This window comes from Acinetobacter silvestris (assembly GCF_002135235.1).
In the GTDB taxonomy this organism is placed as follows: domain Bacteria; phylum Pseudomonadota; class Gammaproteobacteria; order Pseudomonadales; family Moraxellaceae; genus Acinetobacter; species Acinetobacter silvestris.
The window spans coordinates 131,501-150,604 of the sequence record NZ_NEGB01000007.1 but is presented as its reverse complement, the minus strand read 5'-3'; the positions used below and the strand labels follow the sequence as shown (position 1 = coordinate 150,604).

Genomic DNA, 19,104 nt, shown 5'->3' with positions numbered 1-19,104 from the left:
TTTTGGAAAGGAGATAGGTTTTAACCAGTATTACGTAAGCCTGCTGCAATACCTGCAATACTGACCATTAAGGCATGATCGACAGGGGTATGCTCTGCTGGACATTGGGCTAAATAACCACGACGACGTTTCATCAGTTCCGCTTGCAGTAAGTGTAGTGGTAATAAATAGGGTTTACGGACTTTCATGGATTGATCCAACACATCATTGCTGCTGAGTAACTTGGATTCACCTTTCATCGCCAATAATGTTTGCACAGCATCGTGTAAACGCTGACGTAATTCGGCACCAAGGACTTTTAAATCAGGATCATCAGTCAAATGTGATTCATAATATAAAGCGATATGCTGATCGGATTTAGACAGGACCATTTCCAACATATCAATGAGCGTCTGGAAATACGGCCACTGCTGTAACATTTCATCGAGTAATGGTTTTTGTCCCTGATCAATGACTTGGTTAATTGCTGCACCAGTCCCTAACCAAGCAGGTAGCATTAAACGAATTTGTGTCCAAGCAAAAACCCATGGAATGGCACGTAATGATTCAATGCCACCACTGACTTTGCGTTTTGCTGGGCGTGAACCTAGCGGTAACATTTGTAATTCAAGTTCAGGGGTGACGGTACGTAAATATTTCACAAAATGTGGATTTTCACGCACGGTTTGACGATATACCTGTACCGATAAATCCGTCATGGTATCCATCAGATCACGCCATTCTTTTTGTGGCACGGGTGGCGGAAGTAAGGTTGCTTCTAAAGTTGCAGCCGTATAAATTTCTAGATTTTGTAATGCGATTTCTTCAAGGCCAAATTTAAAGCGAATCATTTCCCCTTGTTCAGTAACACGAATTGCACCTGAAATTGAACCAGGAGGTTGAGAGAACAATGCTTGTTGCGTTGGTGCGCCACCCCGACTGATCGACCCACCGCGGCCATGGAATAAAGTCAACTTGATGCCATGTTGTTTAGCAATTGCAGTTAACTCTTCTTGAGCACGATATTGTGCCCAATTGGCAGACATGAAACCAGCATCTTTGGCTGAGTCAGAATAGCCAATCATCACTTCATGTTGACCTTGAATATGCTGCTTGTACCAATGCATATTGAACAACGTACTCATGGTATGTGAAGCACTATCTAAATCTTTGAGGGTTTCAAACAAGGGAACCACGCGTAATGGATGTTCAATGCCTGCTTCTTTTTGCAATAGCAGTACAGCCAAAACATCACTTGGGTATTCCGCCATGGAAATAATATAAGCGCCTAAACTTTCCTTGGGTTGTTCTGCCAAGGTGCGCATGGTGGCAAAAACTTCTTGTACATCTGGATGTTCAATCAGACTACCGACTGGTTCATTTAAATGCTTAGGTAATAATGGGCGTTTGCTTTGCAGTTCTTGTAATAAGAAGTTTTGGCGTGCTTGCTCTGTCCAAGTTTCAAAGTTACCTAGACCTAAATATTCGGTAATTGCGGAAATGGCTTGGCGATGACGACCTGATTCTTGACGGATATCCAGTTTTAACAGTTCAATTCCAAAACAATTCACTCGGTAAATAAAATCGAGCAATTTACCGTTGGCAATTTCAGGCAAATTACAGGCCATCAAGGAGCGATAGCAGAGTAGGAGTGGTTGTAGTAACTCATCTTTATGATGAATAATTTGGCTTCTATCGACGTCTGAATGTTGACCTTGTAATTTATCGGCCAACCACTGGCGAGTAATTTTTAAGCATTCTCGTGTAGTACGTAAATATTCACGGTATGGTTCAGGATGTTGAAAACCAAGTGCTTGGGTTAACTCTGGACTACAGGTTTGAATTGAAAGTTCCCAACGTAAATCTTCAATGTCACGCAGATATAAGTCTGCTGCTTTCCAACGTGAAAGCCATAAAACTTCTTGAGTAATATTATGGGTAACGTTTGGATTTCCATCACGATCACCGCCCATCCACGATGCAAAACGAATCGGTGCAACATCTAAAGGTAAATTGGTATCGCAATTTTCGTCAACTAACTCATTCAGCCCGCGAATGAATTTAGGCACAGCGTTCCACAACGTTTGTTCAATAGTGGTAAAACCCCATTTGGCTTCATCGATTGGTGTTGGGCGATGTTGACGAATTTCATCCGTTTGCCATGCAGAACAGACCAATTGTTTTAAATTGACTAAAACTTCAGCACGTTGTTTGGGGGTCAATTTTTGTTGATCAAATTGAGACAGGCAATGGTTAATGCCATCATATTTTTGAATTAAGGTACGACGGCTGACTTCCGTTGGATGTGCTGTGAGGACTAATTCAATTTTGAGTTCACAAACTTGTTGATACAGCGTATCTGCTGGAATTTGTTTTTCTTTAAACTTTTTAAATAAATGATCAAGAACATTGGGTGAGGGTACATTTTCATCAAATTCACTTTGGCGACGGCTGCGCACCACATGGTATTGCTCAGCAATGTTGGCAAAGTTGAGAAAGTGAGAAAAAGCACGGGTCAGGGGCAGAATTTCATCATCTTTCAAATTGAGAAAGAGTTGTTCAAGTTGTTTTTCGGCTTCTATTTGGCCATCTCGTGCACCTTTGGCTAAAGCACGAATTTGTTCAATCTGATTAAACAAATCTTGTCCTGCATGTTCTTTTAAGGTTTCCCCTAAAATATTTCCAAGTAAGCGTACATCTTCACGCAGTGGAGCATCAATTTGTTGAATCATTTTTCACTCTCCGATTCTTATTATTTCGACTATAGCGCGAAACTGTGGCATTCCAAGCAGGGGTATACAAAAGTATGTAAAGTTTTGCTTTATTCGTTCGCTGATTGAGTATGCCTGAATCAATTCAAGTGAATTATTTAGAGTTTTAATACGATGTCGTTGGGTTATATTTCAGAAGGAATAGTTCCATACTGTCTAAAATAATTTGATGTTTTTCAGCGGTTGAGGGTGGGTTCCGAATGCCTAATAGAACTTCATGATGTCTGAGTCCAAGTAATAGCGATAAAATGAGATCGGTTTGTTTTTCAACGGCAGCCATTTGAATAAATCCAAATTGCGCAGCTTGTTGAAAAAAATCTTGCCATACCACGCACATGCGCTGATGAGAGGCATTATAAAATTGTAGTGCTAACGGATTTTGTTCAGCCGCAAGCTCTAATAATAAATGCTCAAGCTTAAGTGCTTCAGGCAAACTAATAACATTTAAGGCTAACTCACAGGCATGGAAAAATTCTTGCTGAAAATCACAATCGGCATTTAAGGTCAAAGGTCGTGCAGCGATCGACTCTTCACAGGTGGCTTCAATGGCGCACGTAAATAAATTTTCTTTATCTTTGAAGTGGTTATATACCGTTAGTTTAGTTACGCCAGCTTCTTTGGCGATTTGATTCATACTAGAACCATGATAACCATGTTTTAAAAACAAAGCTTTAGAGGCTTCTAAAATTTGCTTACGCTTTTCTAAGTCCTTAGGACGCCCTGCTGTTGTTTGCACTCTACATTCCAAAAAAAAGAAAAAGAAGTCATTTACTTTTAATGCGATTCACAATTAATGTACCCTGCGGTATATTAATTGAAATTGAAGAAAATTAGTATCCCTCACTATTTTGCCCGAAAAAAAGCATTTGAATAAGAGCATTGCGTATGAGTATTTTTAAAACCACGACAATCTGCATGATGATGATATGTAGCGTGACATTATGGGGTTGTAGTAAACAAGTGCCAGAAGTTGAACAAATCCCCTTTGTAATGGTGACTCAACCCAGTACAGCCCATCTTGAGCAGCAAAGTTATGCTGGAGATGTACAAGCTCGGCAGCAAACGGCACTGGCATTTCGGGTGGGGGGGCAAATTATAGAACGTTATGTGGATGTGGGGGATCGCGTTAGAATTGGACAAGTTTTAGCAAAATTGGATGTTCAAGATGCTCAACTGCAATTAAATTCGGCCAAAGCGCAACTTGAAAGTGCGCAATCTGCGGTCAAAATTACAGATGATGAATTTAAGCGTTTTCAACAATTATTACCGATGAATGCGGTAAGTCGTTCGCAATATGATGTCGCTAAAAACCAGTATGATTCAGCGCAAGCGACACTGAAACAAGCACAATCAAATTATGCTGTAGCCGCCAATCAAACGGGTTATAACCAACTGGTTGCCAATAAAAATGGGGTGATTACTGCGCGTAATATTGAAATTGGACAAGTCATTTCCGCTGGGCAAGCGGCTTTTCAATTGGCCATTGATGGTGAGCGTGATGTTGTGATCGGTGTGCCTGAACAAGCAATTTCTGATATTCGAGTCGGGCAACCAGCATGGGTAACATTATGGTCTAAGCCTGAAGATAAATTTTCGGCTTATATCCGTGAGATCGCACCCGCAGCAGATCAATCCCGGACCTTTAGTGTCAAAGTGGCATTGAAAGATGCTCAATCACTGATACAGCTTGGGCAAAGTGCGCGTGTATTTTTCAGCAATACGACTCAAAATACCTTGAGTGTTCCGCTCTCAAGTGTTTCCGCAAATGACAATAAAGCTTATGTTTGGGTCGTAAATACAGATCAAACCATTCATAAAATCCCTGTCACTTTAGGAGCCTATGGGCGTGACAGTGTTCCAGTATTGAGTGGGCTAAATGCGAATGCATGGGTGGTCGTCGGTGGGGTACATTTACTGCAAGAAAAACAAAAAATTCATCCAGTCGATCGCGAGAATCGTGCTGTGACTATTCGCAATGAAACGGGCGCATTAGCGACTCATCCGGTAGGAGAGGGTTCATGAGCGCAGGTATTAAATTTAACCTTTCTGAATGGGCATTGAATAACAAAGGATTAATTCTATATTTGATGATTTTGATGAGCATCGTCGGATTCTTTTCTTATTCAAAGTTATCACAGAGTGAAGATCCACCTTTTACCTTTAAAGTTATGGTGGTACAAACCTACTGGCCAGGGGCAACAGCGCAAGAAGTTTCACTACAAGTTACAGATAGAATTGAAAAAGAATTAATGAGCACTGGCTTATACGACCGGATTATGGCGTATTCGCGTCCAGGTGAATCAATGGTGATGTTTGTTGCCAAAGATACGTTGAAATCAAGTCAGATTCCTGATGTATGGTATCAAGCACGCAAAAAGGTGGGCGATATTCAGCATCAATTGCCAAATGGGGTGCAGGGTCCTTTTTTTAATGACGAATTTGGCGATACCTTTGGCAATATTTATGTTCTGACCGGCAAAGATTTCAGTTATGCCACCCTAAAAGAATATGCAGATCGGATACAACTGCAATTACAACGGGTCAAAGATGTTAGCAAAGTTAATTTAATTGGCTTACAAGATCAAAAAATTTGGATTGAAATTTCGAATACTAAAGCGGTGCAATTGGGTATTCCTGTCACGGCGATTCAAGAAGCCTTAGCCAAACAAAATAGTGTAACGGGCGCAGGTTTTTTTGAAACGGGGACTGATCGTATTCAAGTTCGTGTCAGCGGTGCATTACAAAATATTGATGATTTGAAGAACATGCCACTCTTGGTTGGAGATAAAACCATTCGATTGAGTGATGTTGCCGAAGTATATCGCGGCTTTAGTGATCCAGCCCAACCACGCATGCGTTTTATGGGGGAAAATGGTATTGGTGTTGCAGTCTCTATGCGTAAAGGTGGAGATATTATTGCTTTAGGTAAAAATTTAGAAACCGAGTTTAGACAATTACAAAAATCTTTGCCTTTGGGTATGGAGTTAAAAAAAGTTTCAGATCAACCTGTTGCGGTACAACGCAGTATCCATGAGTTCATTAAAGTTTTAGCTGAGGCCGTGATTATTGTTCTATTGGTGAGTTTCTTTTCACTGGGTTTTAGAACGGGATTGGTGGTTGCACTTTCTATACCACTGGTACTTGCCATGACCTTTGCTGGAATGAATTTCTTTGATGTCGGTCTGCATAAAATTTCATTGGGCGCACTGATTCTTGCACTCGGTTTGTTGGTTGATGACGCCATTATTGCCGTTGAAATGATGGCGATTAAAATGGAGCAGGGCTATAGCCGAGTAAAAGCCGCAGGCTTTGCATGGACCAGTACCGCTTTCCCGATGTTGACCGGAACACTGATTACAGCAGCAGGTTTTTTACCTATTGCGACGGCTGCATCGAGTACAGGTGAATATACTCGTTCAATTTTCCAAGTAGTCACCTTAGCATTAATTGTGTCTTGGATTGCCGCCGTATTATTCGTGCCATATTTAGGGGATAAATTATTACCTGATTTTACTCAAGTTGCGCAAAAAGCCCCGTGGTATCAAGTGTTATGGGCACGTTTAAGAAAGCAACCAGTACCAGCACCAATTGTGCATCATCCTGGTGAGCATTTTGATCCGTACAAATCAAAGTTTTATCAAAGCGTTAGAAAAATTGTGAATTGGTGTGTTTGCTATCGTAAAACGGTGATCGCTATTACCGTTGGGATATTTGCGCTGTCCATTGTCATGTTTAAGTTCGTCCCGCAACAATTTTTCCCACCATCGAATCGTACTGAAATTTTGGTTGATTTAAAGTTAGAGGAAGGTGCTTCACTGACTGCTACTGAAAATGCGGTAGAAAAAGTGGAAAAATTTTTAGCTCAGCAAAAAGGGATTGATAATTATGTGGCGTATGTTGGGTCGGGTTCACCACGGTTCTATTTACCGCTAGATCAACAAATGCCACAGGCCAGTTTTGCCCAATTCGTGGTTTTAGCTTCATCCCTAGATGATCGTGATGAAATCCGTAAATCATTAGATGAACAAATTCGTAAATTACTGCCTGATGTGCGTACTCGTGTTTCATTATTAGAAAATGGCCCACCTGTGGGTTATCCACTGCAATATCGTGTCTCAGGCGAAGATTTAAATATTGTTCGTAAACTCGCTCAACAGCTTGCTAAAACCATTGCGCAAAATCCGAATACCAGTAATGTGCATTTAGATTGGGGAGAGCCAAGTAAAATTATCACGTTGAATATTGATCAAGACCGTGCGCGTCAATTGGGAGTCACTTCACAGGATTTAGCGAATTTTTTAAATAGCTCAATCAGTGGTGCGATGATAAATCAATATCGTGAAAAGCGCGAACTGATTGATATTCGTATTCGGGGTGTACAGGCTGAGCGTTTAGATGTTGCGGCATTATCAAATCTGGCAGTGCCTACCACTAAAGGTACAACCGTACCCTTGTCACAAATTGCGCAGATTGACTATAAATTTGAAGATGGTTTGATTTGGCATCGTAACCGCTTACCCACCATTACTGTTCGCTCAGATATTCGGACGCATTTACAACCGGCAACAGTCGTGAAAGAAATGGCGGATTCAATAGAAAAAATCCGCGCAGAACTGCCAGCTGGTTATTTAGTTGAAGTCGGAGGGACGGTTGAAGAATCTGCACGAGGGCAGAGTTCAGTCAATGCAGGTGTGCCATTATTTTTGGCGGTGGTATTTACGTTGCTGATGATTCAGTTGAAGAGTATCTCAAGATCATTCATCGTATTTTTAACTGCGCCATTGGGTTTAATTGGAGTGGTACTTTTCCTGTTATTATTTAATAAGCCTTTTGGTTTTGTAGCAATGCTTGGAACCATTGCACTGTCCGGTATGATTATGCGAAATTCACTGATTTTAATTGATCAAATTGAGCAAGATATTCGTGCTGGACAAGATCAGTGGAATGCAATTTTGGATGCAACGGTACGTCGTTTTAGGCCGATCATCTTAACTGCGCTAGCGGCAGTATTAGCGATGATCCCACTTTCACGGAGTATTTTCTTTGGTCCAATGGCGGTGGCGATTATGGGCGGATTAATTGTTGCAACATTCTTAACCTTATTTTTCTTGCCAGCATTATATGCAACATGGTTTAAGGTGCAGAAACCAACGAATTAGGTCGAGTTTTTTGTGAATATTAGGTGCGAAATATTGAAAAATTCAATATAGTAGCATCTAATCTTTGATAGAAAATAACACAGGAAATTTCATTGCATAAAAATAAATGAACATGCAATGGATTAGAGGTATATAGACACCTATGGGGCGAGACAATTTAGAACAGCATCGTCGATACATTACGATCTCTTATGTTTGTATGTTTCTAGCATTATTTACCATTGTAACTGCTGTCATTTCATATTGGTTGGCACGTAAAGTGGTTCAAGTCGATAATGCAGAAGTCTGGATGCATGCTCAAGCATTATGGGTAATGCGTAGCGTGGTCTTATTTATGCTCTTGGCTATTTTTGCTGCCTTATGGTTTATTCCACTGATTTTCTTTTATTGGGATAGTTTTATTTGGGTTAAAGCATGTGCTGTAATTGGTGTGGTTTTTAGCGCAATTGCATGGCTTTATCTGCTTAATGCTTGGTTAAAAGGCTTTAGTAAATATATTAAAAATAAAGCGGTATTCTAAAATTTTTCGGATAGACGCTTGTAAAATGAAATAAGCGTCCCCATGTTACTTCGCAGTAAAGTATCTCAAATTGTGGAGCATCGCCAAACATGGCTAAACGTGATTATTATGAGGTTTTAGGCGTCGCTAAAACCGCTAGTGATGATGAAATTAAAAAAGCCTACCGTAAGATGGCGATGAAGTATCATCCAGACCGTAACCCTGACAATGCTGCAGCTGAAGACAAGTTTAAAGAAGCAGCAGAAGCGTATGAAATCCTTTCTGATAGCGAAAAACGTAGTATGTATGACCGTATGGGACATAATGCGTTTGAAGGCGGCCATGGTGGTGGCGGTGGCTTCGGTGGTGGTTTCAGTGCAGAAGATATCTTTAGCCAATTTGGTGATATTTTCGGTGGCGCATTCGGTGGTGGTGGTCGTAGTCAGCAACGTGCTCGTCGTGGTTCGGATCTCCGTTATGTGATGGAACTAACCCTTGAAGAAGCGGTTAAAGGTATTAAAAAAACCATTACTTTTACTGCACCTGCACCGTGTGATGCATGTGATGGTAAAGGTTCAAAAAATCCAAATGATGTAGCAACCTGTAAAACTTGTCATGGCGCGGGTCAAGTGCGTATGCAACAGGGCTTTTTCTCTGTACAGCAAACATGTGGTACTTGCCGTGGACAAGGTCAGACGATTAAAAATCCGTGTAATAAATGTCATGGTTCAGGTGTTTCAGATCGTCAACAAACATTAGAAGTAACGATTCCTGCAGGCGTAGACAATGGCGACCGCGTACGTTTAACTGGCAAAGGCGAAGCGATTCGTGATGGTCAGTCAGGTGATTTATACGTTGAAGTTGTGGTACGTGAACATGAAATCTTCCAACGTGATGGCGCAGACCTCTATATGGACGTACCTGTAAGCATTGCTGATGCTGCATTGGGTAAAGAAATTGAAATTCCAACATTGGAAGGTCGTGTGAGTTTGAAAATTCCTGAGGGAGCTCAAACGGGTAAAATGTTCCGCTTACGTGGTAAAGGGGTTAAACCTGTACGTACCAGTATGCAGGGTGATTTGCTTTGCCGCATTGTGATTGAAACACCAGTAAATTTAACTGCGCGTCAACGTGAGTTATTAAAAGAGCTGCAAGAAACGATGGATGGTGATGACAATAAATCATCTCCGAAGAAAAAATCGTTCTTTGGTTTATTTGATTAATTCAACGAACTGAGATGCAAAAAAGGGGAATATTCAATATTCCCCTTTTTTATGTTCAAAATTATGAACTCAGACTTATTCTAAACTGGGTAAATCGATATCTTCAATCCTAATTTCAACTTGGGCTTCTGTAATATTATTGACATTTTTAGACACTGCTTTGTCTTCAATAACCGTGGTTGTATTTGCTGTCGTCATGGTTTCAGCCCAGCTGGTACTCATGCTCATGCCGAACACTAAGCTTAAAGCGATTTTTTTCGAATGCATCCTGATCTCCTTATAATTCATCTTTTTATCATTCGTGGTGGGTAGTCTGCGTAACGATGTTTACAGAGAGATGAAAACTTGTAGCAACACTGATTTATTTTTAAGAAAAAAATTTGAATATCTGATAGGTATATTTGTATTGAACGCTATTCCTTTGGTTTTGCGTTGCTAAAAAGCTTAAGCATGTCTGATTATATTTTCGCTGAAATATTTAGGTCTGAAACTTAGTCTCAGTTCAGAGTTTTGTTATAGTAAGGGCAATTTAGAATCAACATTAGGAATATGTTATGTCAGCAACTCCACGCATAGGTGTATTGGGGGCCGGTGGCCGTATGGGACGTACTTTAATTCAAGCGGTACACCAAGCAGGTTACCAACTGGCTGCTGCGGTTGAGCGTCCAGAAAGTTCACTTATTGGTACAGATGCGGGTGAGCTTGCAGGAATTGGGGCTGTGGGCGTGAAGGTTGTCGGGCATTTACATGACATCTTAAAAGACTGCGATGTGGTGATTGATTTTACTGCGCCAGTAGCGACTGAACAGCATCTTAAGCTGTGTCGTGAAGCAGGTGTTGCTATGGTTATTGGAACGACAGGAATGTCAGATGCTCAGAGAGCAAGCTTAGATGAGAGTGCAACCCATGCACCAGTGGTTTATGCAGCCAATTATTCTGTGGGTGTCAATGTTTCGATTAAATTGTTAGAACTGGCGGCAAAAGTATTTGCAGATACCGTTGATATTGAAATTATTGAAGCACATCATCGTCATAAAGTTGATGCACCATCAGGCACAGCATTGATGATGGGTGAAGCGATTGCAGATACTTTGGGGCGTGATCTGAAAGAAGATGCCGTGTATTGTCGTGAAGGTCAGACGGGGCCGCGTGAGCGTAAAAGTATTGGTTTCCAAACTATTCGTGGTGGCGATATTGTCGGTGAGCACACGGCAATGTTTATTGCAGATGGTGAGCGTGTTGAAATTACGCATAAAGCAACCAGTCGTATGAACTTTGCTTCCGGTGCTGTTCGTGCCGCTGTTTGGGTCGTGGGTAAAGATGCCAAAAAATACGATATGAAAGACGTTTTAGGCTTAAATGATATTTAAGCCTAAACCAGAGTTGGTTAAAATGTAAAAGAATAGAATCTAATTGAAAAATAAAATGAATAAAATAGTGATGTTGATTGCTTGTGTTGTCAGTGCCTTGAGCCTGTCAGCGCAGGCTGCTTTACCGAATAATGCCAAGCTTAGTTTAGATAAAAATAATATTAAGGTTTGGACCTATCAGAATGCGAATAATCCAGTTTTGTCTTATCGGGCAGAAACAACCTTAGATTATTCTATGGATCATGCCATCGCATTGGTTTTAGATATTGCGAATACGCCGAAATGGGCGCCGAATGTTGCCAAAGCTGAACTGTTATCTCGGGATGATAAGAAAGGTGAGTTTATCCTTTACATGGTTTTAGATTTTCCATTTCCTTTAAAAGATCGCGATATGGTGGTTCGTGGCAAAATGTCAAAGGATCGTAATGGAATGGTCACTATTAAAAATAAAGCACTGAGTCAAGGGAAGGCTTTGGATGCCAATTATATTCGGTTAAAGAATTATGAAGGGGATTGGACTTTTCAAAAAATTGCAGACAATAAAGTTAAAGTTACTACCTCAGGTTTTGCTGATCCAGAAGGGTCTATCCCACAAAGTGTAACCAATATGTTGGTGGAGCAGCAGCCATATCAGATGTTACAGAAGATGAAAGTAGAGTTAGCCAAAAACAATAAATTGCCAGCTTTACCTGAGATTTTAAAATAGCTTTCATTTTACCTATTGAATAGGTCTGAGAAGAGAAAGATTTTAATATCTCAGACCACGAAGCAATATTGAAGTTGCGACGGTCTTCATCTGTAGTACTTAAATCACGAACGATCTAGCTGAGTTGTTGTATAGGTTGTTGAGCGAATTTAATTTGAGTACAAACGAGCATGAGTGCAACTGCAGTCAATACGCACCTATATAAGATACTGCTGCATAACTTACCCACACCAAATTTTGGAATGATATTTGTCATTTTAAAAACTACACATTGATAGCGTTAGCAACATTATGCGGTTTTTAGAGTTGCTAAAAAATCAGGTACTCTGCAAAATATTGTTGATTGAAAATCAATAAAAGTGAGTTGTTTGTCATTATGAAATCAACATTAGAAGAATTACAAGCCTTTATCTATATTGTTGATAGTGGCTCAATTGTTGCCGCAGCACGACATTTACAACAAACTACTTCTGGGGTCAGTCGTGCTTTGCAACGCCTTGAAACCAAACTGAATGTCACTTTACTGGAACGGACAACGCGTAAACTAAAATTAACGCATGAAGGACAACTATTTTTAGAGAAAGCCCGAAAAATTGTGCATGACTTAAATGAAGCGGAAGATGCTTTACTGAAGTCAGATAGTGCAACATCAGGCTTAATTCGGGTCGATTCAGCAACACCATTTGTTTTGCATGTGATTGTGCCATTATTGCGGGAATTTACTCAGCTTTATCCCAATATTGAAATTGAATTGAATAGTAATGATCAAATCATTGATTTATTGGAGCATAAAACTGATGTTGCAATCCGTTTTGGGCAGTTGAATGATTCAAGTTTACATGCAAAATTACTCTGTAAAAGCCGTTTGTATATTGTCGCAAGCCCAGAGTATTTAGAGCTGAATGGTTATCCACAAAGCCCCAAAGATCTTTTGAAGCATGCGCAAATTGGTTTTAGTAAAGTCGCACATTTAAATACTTGGCCCATTCGTGTGGATGGAGAGCAACTGACGGTTCGTCCAAAAATTAAAGCATCCAATGGAGAAACTGTGCGTCAAATGGCATTGGATGGCTTAGGCATTACGTGTTTATCTGCATTTTTGGTACATCGGGATATTCACAACAATCGTTTGATTACGTTATTCGAAGATCAAATCGAATTGCATGAGCAAAGTATTCATGCGGTTTACTATCAACAAGAACATTTGCCAAAGCGAGTCCGTTTGTTTATTGAGTTTTTAGTACAAAAGCTGTCAAAGTATCGATAGTCTTTTGTGGTGGTAAATCTAAATTCAATAAAGTTTGAATTTCTCGCTGTTCCTGATTCAGTAATTTTAATTCAAAGCGTTGTGCAGAAGTTTGATTACATGCAAAGTTGAGATCTTGTTGATGTGGCATATTTATCCGCATTGTCTGATCTGAACTGATGTGATAACGATACAAACGCTGTGCCGATGCTTGATGTAAAGTCGGTTGTAGATGTTGTAATTGGTATTGCCCCAATTGTTGTGTTTTTAAGAAGCCTTCAATTAAAGACTTACAAATAAAGTGCTGCTTTTGTGCCAATGAATTTGTCGCTTGAGGTTGGCAAGCAGTGAATAGAAAGCTCATCCCTAAAATTATGGTACTGCTTTTAATTATTTTCATGCATTGCTCCTTTTGAAGTTGGTGAACTGTACATGCAGCATAAATCTGTTATGTTGATAGATACAGTTACACAAAATTCTAAAAAATGAGTACAGATGTATGGCATTCCAATATCAAATTTTGGCAGAACAAATTGCGGAAAAAATTCGGCAGGGGAAATTAGTTGCGGGGCAACGTTTAATCTCACTGCGCCAATGTTCAGAACAGCAAAATGTCAGTATGAATACCGTCAAAAATTGCTATGAATTATTAGAAGCACAGGGCTTGATTTACGTCAAAAATAAGTCGGGCTACTTTGTCAGTGCGAAAAAATCAGTGATCCAACACACTCCACGACCGACCCATCCTGACTTTCAATCTCAACCCAGAGAAGTTTCAAATTTAGAATTACAAATTGAGATTCAACAAGCATCGATTGATAATAAATTGATTCATTTAGGGGCAATTCAAATTTCTCCGAATCTGGTTCCGGTGGAAGCTTTACGCCGTTCCATTCAGCGTGCTTTAAAGCATAGTAAGCCCGAAGATTTTTTATATAGTGATAAACAAGGGCACATGCGCTTGCGAGAAGCGTTATCTGAACATTGGGCAGAAGATGGTTTTTATATTGCGAAGAATGATATTTATATCAGCAACGGTTGCATGCCGGCATTATCCGTGATGATTCAAACCCTGACTGAAATCGGCGATAGTATTATCGTACCTACGCCTAACTTTAATGGTCAGTTACGACTTTTGGCTGCTTTAAAGCGAAAAATTATAGAAATTCCTGCCGATACAGATGGATTTGATGTAGAGCGTTTAGCGCAAGTCATGCAAAGTAGCGGTGCAAAAGCCTGCTTACTGACTGCAAATTTTCAAAATCCTTTAGGTTTTTGCTTAAGCAATGCACAGAAAGAAAGAATTGCTCAATTGGCTCATCAGTATCAATGTTATGTGATTGAAGATGATATTTATGCTGAGTGTGGTTTTAGTTTTAAACGACCCTTACCGATTAAATATTGGGATCAACAGGGTTATGTGATTTTCTGTGGATCAGTCTCTAAATCTTTATCCACTGCTTATCGAGTGGGTTGGTTTTGTCTTCCACAACGCTTACAGCATTTACGAGCACAAGTCCTGATGTCCAATGTTGCAGTGAATACGCCATTGCAATTGGGTCTGGCTGATTTAATTTATAGTCGTGCTTATCGTGAGCATTTAACTCGACTGAAACCGATTCTCATGGCACAGGTTGAACAGTATCGACAATTTATCATTACTGCTTTTCATCAGGTGGGTATTGGTTTAAATCAACCGAATGGTGGTTATGCGCTTTGGATTCAATTGCCTGAACAGATTGATAGTTTAGCGATGTATCGTTTTGCGCAACGGCAAGGAATTAATATTGTCCCTGGCGAAGTCTTCGGTGAAGACGGTCGCTATAAAAACTGTATTCGCTTGAATGCAGGACATGAATTGTCGGATGAAATTCGTGATGCCATTGTCTTATTGGCAGATTGGACTCGAGGGCAATTAACCTCAGTAAATGTTGCTTAAGTTTTTAAAAAACATGATGGATAACTATTCATTTTATTCAATGAATAGCTATCAAAATTTTATATGCTTTGAAGATAGATTCTTGTATAACAGTTCAAAGGTGGTAGTGATACCACCTGATTCATCATGTTATTTTAAAAATCAGCCTTTAAGACAATGCGATAACGTGCTTGACCAGAATGTAGCCGTGTCAAAGCATCATTAATTTTTGACATTGGATAAAGCTCAATTTGTGGGGCAATATTTTTACGTGCAGCAAACTGTAATAACTGACGCAATGCAAAAGGAGAGCCCGTCGGTGAACCCGTAACAGATTTCGCTCCACTAATGAGCGCTCCAGCAGGAATCGCCATCGGTTCAAGCACCATTCCCAGCATATGTATTGAGCCATTGGGGGCAAGGGTATTTAGATATGCCTTCCAATCTAGAGATACATTGACAGTGCATAGCAGTAAGTCAAATTTAGCACGTTGAGTTTTTAAAGCTGCACTATCACGGCTATTGACCACATGATCGGCACCCATGGCTTTTAGTTCATCGATTTTATCTAAGCTTGAGGTAAAGGCGGTAATTTCACAGCCCCATGCTTTTAATAATTTGATTGCTATGTGCCCTAAACCACCAATACCAATCACACCCACATGGTGCATGGCTTGGATTTGATGTTTTAAAATCGGGTCAAATACCGTAATTCCACCACACAAAAGTGGACCAGCACTTTCAGGATCTAAATCTTCAGGCAGGGGAATAATCCATTGCCAACCTGCACGGACTTTATCAGCAAAACCACCTGCATGTCCGACAATGGTTGCTTTCTTTTCACCCGTACATAGAACTTGTTGGCCACTGACACAAGGGTCACAATATTGGCAGCTTTCTGCGGTCCAACCAATGCCAACACGCTGACCCACCTTAAGTCCTTTTGCTTCTGAACCCAGTTGTGTGATGGTGCCGATGATTTCATGTCCAGCAATGACAGGATAAACAGAATTGCCCCACTCATTGTTAATCACGGAAACGTCAGAATGGCAGAGTCCACAATATTCCACTTTAACTTCAACTTGATGTGCTTGCAGTTCTCCGGCATCAAACTGATAAGGTCTAAGAGGTTCACCCGCTTGCATTGCCGCATAGGCTTGAATCGTTGAGTTTGTCATAGTTGAGTCTTTCCTATTCTTTTTGGTTTTATTACGAGAGATGCTTAACGGTAAGTACAGTTATTTTCATGATCATTGACTATACCTACAGCCTGCATAAAGGCATAACAGGTGGTTGGTCCCACAAATTTAAAACCATTTTTCTTTAAAGTTTTAGAAATTTTTTGACTCATTTTTGTTTGTGCAGGAGCCTGTTTGTAGTCAGGAACGTCATTGATTAAGGGCTGCTGGTCAACAAAATTCCAAAACCAGTCGACCATATTAATGCCTTGGTTTTTCATGTTTTGCCATGCAATCGCATTGTCACGAATCGCTTTGAGTTTTCCAATATGCCGAATGAGGCCTGTATCTTGTAGTTTTGATTCTAAGTGCTCATTCGTAAATTGGGCGATGTCTTCTATCGCATATTGAAAAAAATGTTCCCGATAACTTTCTCGTTTTTTGAGCACAGTAATCCAAGAAAGCCCCGCTTGTTGTCCCTCCAGGCAAATCATTTCAAATAAATGCTTTTCATCATGATTGGGTTTGCCCCATTCATGATCATGGTAGGCCATATACAGTGGATCATTTGAGCACCAGCCGCAGCGTTGAGTTGTCAAATTGATGCTCCTAATGTCACGTTTTAAAGGTTGAATTCGATCCATTGATCTTTTTTATTATCCCAAAAGGATAATTTTGCCTGATTTAATTCACTAAATTTAATCCAGATATCTTGCCCAGTTTTATCTGCAAAACCAGTACTAATCAACAGAGCATCTTCAGAGAGTTCCATAATCCAACCTTGATGAGTTTGTCCATTGAGCACGACCTTCTGCTGATTGCCTGATTCTGCAAATTCAACTAACCGATCGATCAAAGCTTCTGACATGAAAATTTCCTAAACTATAAATTAACGTAAATATGGATAAGGGTTGACTGCACCACGGCCTTTACCCGCTAAGTACAGTCCGTAGTGCAAATGAGGTGCAGTATGCCGTGCATTACCCGTGTTGCCAACATAACCGATGAGCGTACCTTTTTGAATGTAGTCGCCTTCATTCAAGCGATGGTTATGTTCATCTAAGTGGGCATAGTAATGCCATGCACCGCTTGGTCCAAGAATCCATACTACTTTACCACCTAAATTATTACTTTTTAAACTACTGATAATCCCTTCAGTGGTACTAAAAACTTTTGTTCCACGTGGAGCAAGAATATCGATCCCTTCATGATTACGACCTTGACTTCGTGCTGCTCCCCAAGTGTCTTTTAAATTCTTTTCTTGAATCCCATCTACGGGAATGGGCAGGTGATTAGCGAGTGACATGGCTTTGAGTTGGATCAAACTTTTTGGTACTAGGGGAGCAGTTTTTTTGGGTGCCGTAGTACATGCCGTCATAAAAATTGCAAAGCTGCTCAATAAGCAAAAGCGGAAAAAAGCTGACACAGGACGTCCTTGTTCTTAAATTTTTAACATGAATAAATGGAATGAATTTGTGTCCGACTATGTCATATCTCCAGCGCTGAGATCAATTTTTTCATGGCAGTTGGAATGCCCATTTGTGTAGCTTTTTGTGCTGAGTGCCATTCACCACCGACTTCAGTCTGTATAAACTCTTGCTGATCTTGATCAATGTTAAAAATATATGCAGTAAGAATCCAAGTAAAGTGAGTAAAGCTATGTGAGATTTGCACCGGTTCTACTTTGGAAATTAAGTTCAATTGCTGACAGAGTTGTGAAAATTCTACATCATCTTCAATAATCGGTAAGCACCATAAACCACCCCAAAGCCCAGAGTGTGGACGTTGTTGCCATAACCACTGTTGATTTGCCTGAATTAATAAAACTTTTGCAGATTTTATTGGAACCGGTTGTTTCGGTTTCTTGTAAGGAAGTTCAGTTTCTAAACCTTGTTGATGTGCTTGACACTGTTGTTGCATTGGACAATATAAACAGAGTGGTTTTTTCGGTGTACAAATTGTGGCACCTAAATCCATGATGGCTTGGGTATAGTCATGATTGCGCGGTATAGGGCATAAGCTTTCTGCTAACTGCCACATAGCGCGTTCATGTATAGGTTTAGATAAATCATCTTCTATGGCAAAAAAACGCGACAATACGCGTTTGACATTGCCATCCATAATTACACCATACTCTCGTAGACCAAGAGACATCAGCGCGCCGCCTGTCGATGGCCCAATGCCTGGCAGTTCGACCCATTCGGCTAAGTTTGTGGGGAAATGTCCATTGTGATGCACAATTGCTGCGGCTTTATGTAAATTGCGCGCACGAGCGTAATAACCTAAACCTGCCCAATAAGGTGCAACTTCATCCCAAGATGCAGTCGCTAAATCATCTACCGTCGGAAAACGTGTGATAAAGCGGTCAAAATACTGCAATACCGTTTTTACTTGGGTTTGTTGCAACATAATTTCAGATACCCAAACTTTATAGGGATCATCGGTCACTTGCCAAGGTAAATCATGACGACCATGCTGATCAAACCAAGTTAAAAGAGCATCTGAAAAGGAAAATTGCGGCATAGGATTTGCTAGAGGTGAGGAGCCGGCTAGTATAACCAATTCAGGCATGACTCACTTCAATTGGCATAAAAAAAGCGCCGTAGCGCTTTTTAAAATTAAACAAAATTTAATCTTTAGGATTGAGCGATGACACCCCAACGCTGATCTAGAATCAAAGGTTGGTCTTTATAGCGCGGGATAATATGAATATGTAAGTGGCCAGAATGTTGCTCATCAAAGACATGCCCATCATTGAAAGCAATATGAAAACCTTCGGGTTGATGGCGTATTTTGAGCTCATTCCGTGCTAATTCGAGTAAAGACAGAATACTTTTACGTTCTTTGTCTGTAATCTCAAAAAAAGAAGCAACATGACGCAAAGGAATAATGACAGAATGACCTTTCGTTAAAGGATTTTGCTCAGGTAAAATTACCCCAAATTCATTTTTATCAATGATGTCGTATTCATCAAATTCACAAAAAGGACAGTTTTGTTCAGTCATTTTAATTCCCTCATCTTAAAGTTGAATCTTTAAAAATTCATAATTTAATT

General features: G+C 40.2%; 18 protein-coding genes. 8 read left to right on the top strand and 10 right to left on the bottom strand.

All coding sequences use genetic code 11. The features are described from left to right. Positions 1 to 20: 20 nt before the first annotated feature. Positions 21 to 2,711, bottom strand: coding sequence for a phosphoenolpyruvate carboxylase (gene ppc / locus B9T28_RS12360; protein ID WP_086204288.1), 2,691 nt, complete (start codon positions 2,709 to 2,711; stop codon positions 21 to 23). A 145-nt stretch (positions 2,712 to 2,856) separates the two neighbouring features. Next, positions 2,857 to 3,486 carry a TetR/AcrR family transcriptional regulator gene (locus B9T28_RS12355; protein WP_086204287.1) on the bottom strand — a complete coding sequence of 210 codons (630 nt, stop codon included), beginning with the start codon at positions 3,484 to 3,486 and terminating at the stop codon, positions 2,857 to 2,859. A gap of 149 nt (positions 3,487 to 3,635) precedes the next feature. On the opposite strand from B9T28_RS12355, the gene B9T28_RS12350 reads away from it, so the two are divergent. The 4 genes from B9T28_RS12350 (at position 3,636) to dnaJ (ending at position 9,631) form a co-directional block, all read left to right on the top strand. Then, entirely contained in the window at positions 3,636 to 4,772 is a 1,137-nt protein-coding gene (locus tag B9T28_RS12350) for an efflux RND transporter periplasmic adaptor subunit (protein ID WP_086204286.1), read from the top strand. An 8-nt stretch (positions 4,773 to 4,780) separates the two neighbouring features. Beyond that, positions 4,781 to 7,909, top strand: coding sequence for an efflux RND transporter permease subunit (locus B9T28_RS12345; RefSeq protein ID WP_086204311.1), 3,129 nt, complete (start codon positions 4,781 to 4,783; stop codon positions 7,907 to 7,909). Between the two features lie 142 nt (positions 7,910 to 8,051). After that, positions 8,052 to 8,429, top strand: a complete 378-nt coding sequence (locus tag B9T28_RS12340) for a hypothetical protein (RefSeq protein WP_086204285.1) — start codon at positions 8,052 to 8,054, stop codon at positions 8,427 to 8,429. An 89-nt stretch (positions 8,430 to 8,518) separates the two neighbouring features. Further along, positions 8,519 to 9,631, top strand: coding sequence for a molecular chaperone DnaJ (gene dnaJ, locus B9T28_RS12335; RefSeq protein ID WP_086204284.1), 1,113 nt, complete (start codon positions 8,519 to 8,521; stop codon positions 9,629 to 9,631). A 75-nt stretch (positions 9,632 to 9,706) separates the two neighbouring features. Here the strand turns inward: dnaJ and B9T28_RS12330 are convergent, their stop codons facing one another. Then, positions 9,707 to 9,898: a hypothetical protein gene (locus B9T28_RS12330; protein WP_086204283.1), complete on the bottom strand. Its 192-nt coding sequence runs from the start codon at positions 9,896 to 9,898 to the stop codon at positions 9,707 to 9,709. 287 nt (positions 9,899 to 10,185) lie between these two features. Between B9T28_RS12330 and dapB the strand changes: the two genes are divergently transcribed. The 3 genes from dapB to B9T28_RS12315 all read left to right on the top strand — a co-directional run bounded on the left by dapB (position 10,186) and on the right by B9T28_RS12315 (position 12,974). Further along, a complete protein-coding gene (dapB, locus tag B9T28_RS12325) occupies positions 10,186 to 11,001 on the top strand; it encodes a 4-hydroxy-tetrahydrodipicolinate reductase (protein WP_086204282.1) in 816 nt (271 codons plus the stop codon). A gap of 55 nt (positions 11,002 to 11,056) precedes the next feature. Continuing rightward, positions 11,057 to 11,707: an START domain-containing protein gene (locus B9T28_RS12320; protein ID WP_086204281.1), complete on the top strand. Its 651-nt coding sequence runs from the start codon at positions 11,057 to 11,059 to the stop codon at positions 11,705 to 11,707. A 376-nt stretch (positions 11,708 to 12,083) separates the two neighbouring features. Beyond that, entirely contained in the window at positions 12,084 to 12,974 is an 891-nt protein-coding gene (locus B9T28_RS12315; protein WP_086204280.1) for a LysR family transcriptional regulator, read from the top strand. On the opposite strand, the gene B9T28_RS12310 is transcribed toward B9T28_RS12315, so the two are convergent. Continuing rightward, positions 12,934 to 13,353, bottom strand: a complete 420-nt coding sequence (locus tag B9T28_RS12310) for a hypothetical protein (RefSeq protein ID WP_086204279.1) — start codon at positions 13,351 to 13,353, stop codon at positions 12,934 to 12,936. The genes B9T28_RS12315 and B9T28_RS12310 overlap by 41 nt on opposite strands. A 99-nt stretch (positions 13,354 to 13,452) precedes the next feature. Here B9T28_RS12310 and B9T28_RS12305 point away from each other — a divergent pair, with 99 nt between their 5' ends. Then, positions 13,453 to 14,892: an aminotransferase-like domain-containing protein gene (locus B9T28_RS12305; protein ID WP_086204278.1), complete on the top strand. Its 1,440-nt coding sequence runs from the start codon at positions 13,453 to 13,455 to the stop codon at positions 14,890 to 14,892. Between the two features lie 134 nt (positions 14,893 to 15,026). Here the strand turns inward: B9T28_RS12305 and ahr are convergent, their stop codons facing one another. The 6 genes from ahr to B9T28_RS12275 form a co-directional block, all read right to left on the bottom strand. Next, complete coding sequence (ahr, locus tag B9T28_RS12300) at positions 15,027 to 16,049, bottom strand: NADPH-dependent aldehyde reductase Ahr (RefSeq protein WP_086204277.1); 1,023 nt, start codon at positions 16,047 to 16,049, stop codon at positions 15,027 to 15,029. Positions 16,050 to 16,093: 44 nt separating this feature from the next. Further along, on the bottom strand, positions 16,094 to 16,648 hold the full coding sequence (locus B9T28_RS12295) for a DNA-3-methyladenine glycosylase I (RefSeq protein WP_086204310.1): 555 nt from the start codon (positions 16,646 to 16,648) through the stop codon (positions 16,094 to 16,096). Between the two features lie 23 nt (positions 16,649 to 16,671). Further along, positions 16,672 to 16,917: a hypothetical protein gene (locus B9T28_RS12290; RefSeq protein ID WP_086204276.1), complete on the bottom strand. Its 246-nt coding sequence runs from the start codon at positions 16,915 to 16,917 to the stop codon at positions 16,672 to 16,674. A 21-nt stretch (positions 16,918 to 16,938) separates the two neighbouring features. Beyond that, entirely contained in the window at positions 16,939 to 17,427 is a 489-nt protein-coding gene (locus tag B9T28_RS12285; RefSeq protein WP_086204275.1) for a M23 family metallopeptidase, read from the bottom strand. Between the two features lie 110 nt (positions 17,428 to 17,537). Next, on the bottom strand, positions 17,538 to 18,572 hold the full coding sequence (gene mutY / locus B9T28_RS12280) for an A/G-specific adenine glycosylase (protein ID WP_086204309.1): 1,035 nt from the start codon (positions 18,570 to 18,572) through the stop codon (positions 17,538 to 17,540). Between the two features lie 113 nt (positions 18,573 to 18,685). Further along, the gene (locus tag B9T28_RS12275; RefSeq protein WP_086204274.1) at positions 18,686 to 19,054 is read right to left on the bottom strand and encodes an HIT family protein; all 369 of its coding nucleotides are present in this window, start codon (positions 19,052 to 19,054) and stop codon (positions 18,686 to 18,688) included. Positions 19,055 to 19,104: the final 50 nt, after the last annotated feature.